Annotated in this window: 1 protein-coding gene; it reads right to left on the minus strand. The window is 41.5% G+C overall.

The features are described 5' to 3' along the window. A partial coding sequence (locus BCU68_RS10635) for a cadherin-like domain-containing protein (RefSeq protein WP_157935193.1) occupies window positions 1-337 on the minus strand: 337 nt, incomplete at both ends.

Consider the following 337-nt stretch of genomic DNA (forward strand, 5'->3'; position numbering starts at 1 on the left):
GAGTAGGTCTGCATCGGTGAAAGTTAGAATACCGTCCTCTTCAACACTAAAAGACTTGTCTTCTGGCTCAGGGGCATCGTTAACGGGTAGGACATCAATTGTAGTAGTCGCTATAACCTCATTTTCACCATCACTAATTACCGTATCAAAGGAAACTTCTCCAAAGAAATTCTCATTAGGGATGAATGAGCAAGTACCATCATCATTAAAAACAAGCTCGCCTTCTGCGCCATCATAATCCATAGAGACTATATGCAGGTCATCCCCTTCTGCATCGGTAGCATTATTAAGGATTTGAGACTCATTCATGACTAAAACACCATCTTCATCCATGGTG

This window comes from Vibrio sp. 10N.286.49.B3 (genome assembly GCF_002873395.1).
Lineage (GTDB): Bacteria > Pseudomonadota > Gammaproteobacteria > Enterobacterales > Vibrionaceae > Vibrio.